The organism is Segeticoccus rhizosphaerae, from assembly GCF_009192725.1.
Classification (GTDB): domain Bacteria; phylum Actinomycetota; class Actinomycetes; order Actinomycetales; family Dermatophilaceae; genus Segeticoccus; species Segeticoccus rhizosphaerae.
In genome coordinates this window covers 23,279-29,433 of record NZ_VOHR01000014.1, presented here as the reverse complement: position 1 = coordinate 29,433, position 6,155 = coordinate 23,279, and the positions used below count along the sequence as shown (strand labels likewise).

Here is a 6,155-nt window from a genome sequence, read left to right as displayed (position 1 = left end):
CGGCCGCCAGCCCGACGAGCGCCACACGCAGGAGCGTGCGCCGCGAGGCCTCGGCCCGGCGTACGCGGACCCGTCGCCGTCGGGCGTGCGCCAGCAGCAGAACCAGCGCAAGAATCCCGGCACCGACGTGAAGCTGCATCGTGGTCACCGGAGAGTCCGCCAAGAGGGCACCGTCGACATGCGCGAGACCCGTGCCCAGGGCCAGAACCACCACACCCGTCAAGGCCAGCGACGTCCCCGAACCCCGGCGCCGCGTCCGTCTCAAGCCGCGACGGACCACTACCGACTTCCACGGGGTGAGGACCAGCACCGCCAGGCCCACCGCGCCATGCAGGACGGCTACCGGCCACACTGGCCCGCTGCCGAGCAGGAACATGACGGCGCCGGACAACGCGGCCAGCGGGACGATCACCAGCAGGAAGAGGTTGGCCTGCCGACCCTTCATCCACTCAGAGTAGTTTCCCGCCCCCGGTCCCTGCACAAAACGGTCGGCTCGTCCGGAATGCCGAACGGCCCAAGCCGCCGCCGGCGTCAGGATGTCGATGGTCTGCCGGGTGGCTGCTGTCCGGCGTGGGTTGGGCGCCGGAGGTGGCCAGCCGCGTCCGAGCCGGTGGCCGCCTAACCATTTGGCTGCATCGGCGTCCCCACTAGTACATCCTTGGTCCACGGAGGTCACCATGGGCGAGAAGGACAAACACAAGGGCACCTACCTGACTCCGGGCGTCTACGTCGAGGAGGTTCCCTCCGCCAACAGGCCGATCGAGGGCGTCGGCACCTCCGTGGCCGCCTTCGTGGGGTTGTCCCCGTTCAGCCCCGGGCGGCTGGCCCAGACCGTCGCTCTCACGGCGGCATTAGCGTTCGTGCTGCGTAAGGTCTCGTAGACATCCATCCCGCCGCTGCGTCCCGGTGCTGGCGTCCCAGACAACCCGGGCCTGCGGTTCGTGGATTATCGAGGTTCCCAACGCAAGCCGTCGTTGTCGCGGCAGACGATCGCCACATGGTCTCCTGCAATGCCGACGAGGCCGCGGTCCGACTTACGGCAAAACTCACCCGGTTCGTAGCAGTTTCCGCCGTTGGTCTTCGGAAAGCAGCCCGTGTGCACAGCTCTCGGCGGCACCAGCTTCTTGGCCTGCGCGGCTGCTCTCGCCTTCGCCTGCGCGGCTGCTCTCGCCTTGGCTTGCGCGGCTGCCTTCGCCTGCGCGACTGCTCTTGCCTTGGCTTGCGCGGCTGCCTTCGCTTGCGTTTGGGCCGCTTTGGTGGCCTTCGCCTCTGCGGCTGCTTTTGACTTTTGAGTTACGGAAGCACCACTGACAGTGGTGCGTGTCTGCGCAGTGGACGCTTGCCTCGCCACGGACGGGTTGTTGGCCGGAGACTGCTCGGGGTTGCCACAGCCGGCGAGCCACCCAACAGCAAGTACGAGTCATGGCTGCCCCAAGAACTTCATTGCCTATACGGCAACGGTAGGCCGCTTGGCCCGCCCTGTCAGGGGAGTCAGAGTCTTCTTGATTGGTTCAGGGCGGCCTTCAGCACGCGCCAGCTTCCGCGGCCTGGCGCGCTCAGGTGGCGTGGTTGGTCAGGGATGCGATGGTGACCCCGACTATCACCGCGTGCGGTTGGATAGGTGCCGAGGAGGCAGTGAGCCGGGTAGTGGCTTCGGCTCGAGTGGTATCGGCGCTGGTTTCGAACGTGTCAAAGTGGAGCCCTGCCACCCGGAGGGTCGACCCGGGTCGTTGAGCTTGGTGGAGTCTGGCGGCGAAGTCTGCTGTGACTGACGCGGTGATGGTGGGGTTTAGCGCGACGCACAGTCCGGTGAGGATGTTTCGCAGGATGCCGTCGGCTCCGAAGAACGTGTTTGCGTTGCCGGTGAGGAACGGGCCGCCGGATTTGAGGGTCAGGAGCGCGCCGTCGTACCACCCCGATGGCCGGACCGAGATCTGCCCCCACGCGTCGGCGTGGATGTCCACCGATTGTCCCTGGCCGGCGCCCAAGGGTATCGGTGTGTCGGCGCCCTCGGGTGACACCAGGGCGAAGCAGGTCGGTCCGCCGGTTCCGCCTTGCGGCTCGCCCTGGGCCGGCAGTTTGACGTGGATGGTGCCCGCTGTTGATGACCCACCGGCCACGTCGGCCAGCCAGGTCTGCGGGAACTGTGAGATGTTCCAGGCGGGCATCCTGGGTTGCCCGGAGCCTGCGAACAAGACGGTGGTGTAGAAGGTGTCGTCCTGGAATGCCACGCGGGCCGCTGTCGTCAGTTCGTCAGATTGCAGGCAGCGCAGGAAGAGCTTGTAGCCGTCGCTGAACCGGGTCGGTGAAGGCGCGAACGGCAGGCCGGAGGAGTTGGATGCTGGCACCCACGAACAGAAGTCGTACAGAGCCGCCGAGCTGGTGCCGTTCGCATCGGTCGGCCAGTTCCATGAGGTCGAGGGGATCAGGAGCTGCATCGTGGACGTCATCGGCGTGGCCGCGGCACCGAGGTCGGTGGCCAGTCTCGTGGCGAGACTTCCGGCGAACGCGGCCAGCGCCGGTGACGTCATCGACACTCAGATCTCAATCTCGGTGCCGTTACTGGGTTCACTGGATGACCAGTGAACCGTCCGGCAATCACCGGTTCGCGCCCGCACCTGGGCCTTGAAAGCGGTCTCGAACACGTCGCTGTATTTCCTGCAGTACGCCCAGTATCTCTCGCCGTCGCCGCCGTTGGCGACGAGCCACGTCTTGTCATGGCTGCCCATGAAGTTCTCCTGTTCGTGAGTGTTGCGTGACTATCTGGCGAAGCCCCTGACCCCCAGGCGCTCAGCGTCGAGGCCCGGGAGGGCCAGGGAGATCCGTGCGGGGTGCCTAGGAGATTCCCGGCTGAGCGGTGACGATCCCCATCAGAAACGGGTAGGTCGCCGTCGACTTGCCCTTGAAACTGGTGGTCGAGTCACCCCGTTCGATCGTGTTCGACTCGTGTCCGCCGCTGCCACCGAAGCGGAAGGGGCCGATGCGAATCCCAGCGGACGCCTCGTACTTTTCGACGTGCTGGCTGTACGTGCTGGCACTCATCGTGATCTCGTACGAGGGTTGGTAGCCGGCAACCAGGGCGACGACCTGCAGCGGGAGAAGGCCGCCCTTGCCGAAGATCGGCGACGCCCCGCCGGTGGCGGTCCAGGGGCTGTAGAACTCACCGGTCCCCGCGAGTGTCTTGAGGTAACCGCCGTTGTACCAGTTACCCGGCGAGACCATGACCTTGGTTGCGGTCAGGTTGATGGTGGCCGAGACCGACTGGTCTGACTCGTCCAGGTCCCACTTCTGCCAAGAGCCGCCCGCGCTCACTCCCCAGAAGAAGGAATCGACACTGGCGTTCCCGCCGGCCCACGACTTGCTGAAGTCGTAGCTGCCCTGACCCTGCCCGATCTTGATCGTGACCTGGTTACCGCCGCCCTGCGAGAGCAGGTTGACCCAGTCCTGACCGCTGCTCGTGCTCATCGAGTAGGCCGGTGCCGACACCAGGGACCCGTCGCCCTGGTTGACCGTCGTCCAACCGGAGGTGATCGTGCTGGGCGTCGCGGGCGGGGTCGCGGCGGCCAGGGCGCTGGTCAGGGTCGGGCTCTGCTGTCCGACGGCCTGGGCGTAGTTGCGTTGCGCGGTCGCGTTCGCTTCGGCGTCCTTGGCCAGCGTGCCCGCCCAGCCGCTTTGCACTTCCCACTCGGTCCACACCGGTGGCGGCACGCCGGCCGGGAGATTGGCGTTGGCCTGAGACCATGCCTGGTTGCGTGCGGTCAGATCGTTCTGGCGCTGGTTCTGTGCCGCGATGAGAAGGTTGTGCGCGTTGGTTACCGCCTGCTGCTGGTCCGGGGGGATCGTCGGGTTCACGTGCTGAAGCGTCTGCTGGTAGGCGTTGAGCAGTGTGGCGCCAGACGGGTCGAACTGGCCCACCGCTGACCACTGGGGAACGGAGTTCAACAGGCTCAGGGCCTGCGGCGAGATCTGCCCGCTCGGCGCCGTTGGCCACCACCAGTCCAGGTAGGGATAGATGAGCTGGAAGTTCTCGCTCTCGCCACCCAGCACCCCGGACAGGATCTGCTGATAGGTCTGACCGAACAGTTGATCGTCCACTGACGTCATGACTTTCCTTTCAGGAAAAATGCTCTTTTCCGCGACAGCGAAGCCTCTGGTCCAGGGCGCACTGAAGTCACCCTGTTGGCCCAAGCCTTTCCGTCACGAAAGGGAATTGTGGGCATGCTCGATTAAGCAGCCCGAATAATGGATCGTGAAGAATGTCGTCGACACTGCCCGCAATTGCCAATACTGCTCTTTGCTTGGGCCGAGCCGACACGCGTCACGCCAACCTGGCGCGACCTACCCGAGATGTGTAAACCGGCCCGAGACCTCCACCTGGAACGAACTACCAGAGCAGGACAGCCATCGAGACGTGTTAAACGAAGCCATGTACCACCCCATTCCGCCAAAGAATTCGCCAGTGGACTCGTTCGAGGACCACCGAGATCCAGAGCGCCACGTGACGCGACCCGGCGCACGATTCCGCTCAACAGAATCGGCAAGCGATGCTACTTTCGGTGCGCCCCTTCCACCACCAGCAATACTGCTCCGCGAAAGCCTGCAAGGACAGACCCAGCCACCCTTCTAGGGCGAATCTTTACGAACTCCGTCCCGCGATAGTTAATGAGAACCAGAAGAAAATCCCCTTTGACTAGTCACGAATGGCTAGGAGCGTGTCCCGCGCCATGAAAAAGTGTCCACTGTGGCCAGGTGAAGTCCCCGTTGGTGGCCAAGTAAAAGTCCCCCCTCTGCTCGTCGTATCGTCCTGAGCTTTGAGTCCCCGAGCGGTGACGGTGCGAGTCGAGTGTCCACGTATCCTGACGCGGTGGCGCACACGGTGGTGGGCAGGCCAGTCCCTGGCGGGGAGGCGTGGGCGCGGGCTGCGCTCACGCGGCTCGGGCGCGTGGCGGGTGTCCATCGGGCGGGGCTGGCGCTGGCCGAGCGTGGTGGGCGACGGCTGTTGTTTACCGCCAGTGACCGCGACCAGCAGCGCCGCGTCGAATGGTGTGAGGTCGACGCCTACGAGGATGTGCCGCTGAACCACACCGTGCGCACCGGCGAGGCGGTGGTGGGCTCGCTGGAGGACCTCGCCTGCCGCTATCGGGCGTTCACGGACCGTCAGACCCCGAAGACGCACGCGCTCGCGTCCGTCCCGATCTTCGCCGCCGGCCAGGTCCTGGGCGCATACGCGCTGTTCTTCGACACCCCGCAGCGCTTCGACCATCCACAACGGACCGAGCTGGAGGATCTGGGGGCACGGCTGGGCGCTGACCTGCGCCGGGTCCAGCGGGCCAGCACTCACGCCGGCAGATCCCTCGGCGCCGAGGCGGTGCCGCAGGGCGCCCACGCGGCGACCCGCTCGCTGGCCGCAGACCCTCGGGCGGTCGCCGAGGCACGCCGCTTTGTGCGGAGGACCCTCGCAGCGTGGGGCGTCGAGGAGGACACCGTCGACAACGCGATCTTGTGCCTGAGCGAGCTGGTCACCAACGCGATGATCCACACCGATGCCGGCTGCCAGGTTCGCGTCGTGCTCGACCGCGGCGTCCTGACCACGACCGTTCGCGACGGCGGTTCGACCGTCGTGGTCGATCCCAGCAACGTCAGGGTGGATCCGCTGGCCGTGCACGGTCGTGGGCTTCAGCTGGTGGACGCGTTCTCGAGCAGGTGGGGCTCGGAGCTGGACGCTGTGGGGATGACCGTGTGGTTCGTGCTCGAGTCGGCGACGTCACCCGTTGGTCGATCAATGCTTCACCCGCCCGCCAGGCAGTGAGCGGACACGAGGAGTCCTGCACGGGCACCGAACCGGCGCCTGTGGAGCATCACGATCCTGCCTCAGCAACCTCACACCGCCTTCGAGCAGCGGTCCCGAGTTGATCGACGACCACCCGCGGCTCGTCACCGGTCGTACCTTGCGCCATCAGCTCATGGGGCCAGCGGTTTGCTGGTCGACGCCACGGGCGAAGTGGAAGCGGTGGCGGCAGCGCCAGGGCTTGTCGAGGCATGCGGCGCACCCATCATGTGGGAGAGTGCGGCGGGGGAGCAGTCCCCACGAGTACCTCGCGAGCGCACCGACCTGGCGGCGGCGCGTCGAGTTCGACGGGATCTGCGCGCATCTA

At 66.1% G+C, this 6,155-nt stretch carries 6 protein-coding genes; 2 read left to right on the top strand and 4 right to left on the bottom strand.

Going from position 1 to position 6,155, the window contains the following annotated elements; all coding sequences use genetic code 11:
* Positions 1–445, bottom strand: a 445-nt coding sequence (locus FRW57_RS02615; RefSeq protein WP_203230187.1) for a hypothetical protein, incomplete at its 3' end; no start/stop codon positions are given.
* A gap of 232 nt (positions 446–677) precedes the next feature.
* On the opposite strand from FRW57_RS02615, the gene FRW57_RS02610 reads away from it, so the two are divergent.
* Positions 678–881 carry a hypothetical protein gene (locus FRW57_RS02610; protein ID WP_137123483.1) on the top strand — a complete coding sequence of 68 codons (204 nt, stop codon included), beginning with the start codon at positions 678–680 and terminating at the stop codon, positions 879–881.
* Positions 882–1,556: 675 nt separating this feature from the next.
* On the opposite strand, the gene FRW57_RS02605 is transcribed toward FRW57_RS02610, so the two are convergent.
* The 3 genes from FRW57_RS02605 to FRW57_RS02595 form a co-directional block, all read right to left on the bottom strand.
* Positions 1,557–2,531, bottom strand: a complete 975-nt coding sequence (locus FRW57_RS02605) for a hypothetical protein (RefSeq protein ID WP_152185216.1) — start codon at positions 2,529–2,531, stop codon at positions 1,557–1,559.
* Between the two features lie 6 nt (positions 2,532–2,537).
* Positions 2,538–2,729, bottom strand: a complete 192-nt coding sequence (locus tag FRW57_RS02600) for a hypothetical protein (RefSeq protein ID WP_152185215.1) — start codon at positions 2,727–2,729, stop codon at positions 2,538–2,540.
* A 106-nt stretch (positions 2,730–2,835) separates the two neighbouring features.
* Positions 2,836–4,188, bottom strand: coding sequence for a hypothetical protein (locus FRW57_RS02595; RefSeq protein ID WP_152185214.1), 1,353 nt, complete (start codon positions 4,186–4,188; stop codon positions 2,836–2,838).
* Positions 4,189–4,864: 676 nt separating this feature from the next.
* On the opposite strand from FRW57_RS02595, the gene FRW57_RS02590 reads away from it, so the two are divergent.
* Complete coding sequence (locus FRW57_RS02590) at positions 4,865–5,809, top strand: ATP-binding protein (RefSeq protein WP_162529235.1); 945 nt, start codon at positions 4,865–4,867, stop codon at positions 5,807–5,809.
* The last annotated feature ends 346 nt before the right edge of the window (positions 5,810–6,155 follow it).

Excerpts from the sequence above, each read along its gene's own strand:
- FRW57_RS02600 (WP_152185215.1), bottom strand. The coding sequence starts at position 2,729 with ATGGGCAGCCATGACAAGACGTGGCTCGTCGCCAACGGCGGCGACGGC.
- FRW57_RS02610 (WP_137123483.1), top strand. The coding sequence starts at position 678 with ATGGGCGAGAAGGACAAACACAAGGGCACCTACCTGACTCCGGGCGTC.
- FRW57_RS02605 (WP_152185216.1), bottom strand. The coding sequence starts at position 2,531 with ATGACGTCACCGGCGCTGGCCGCGTTCGCCGGAAGTCTCGCCACGAGA.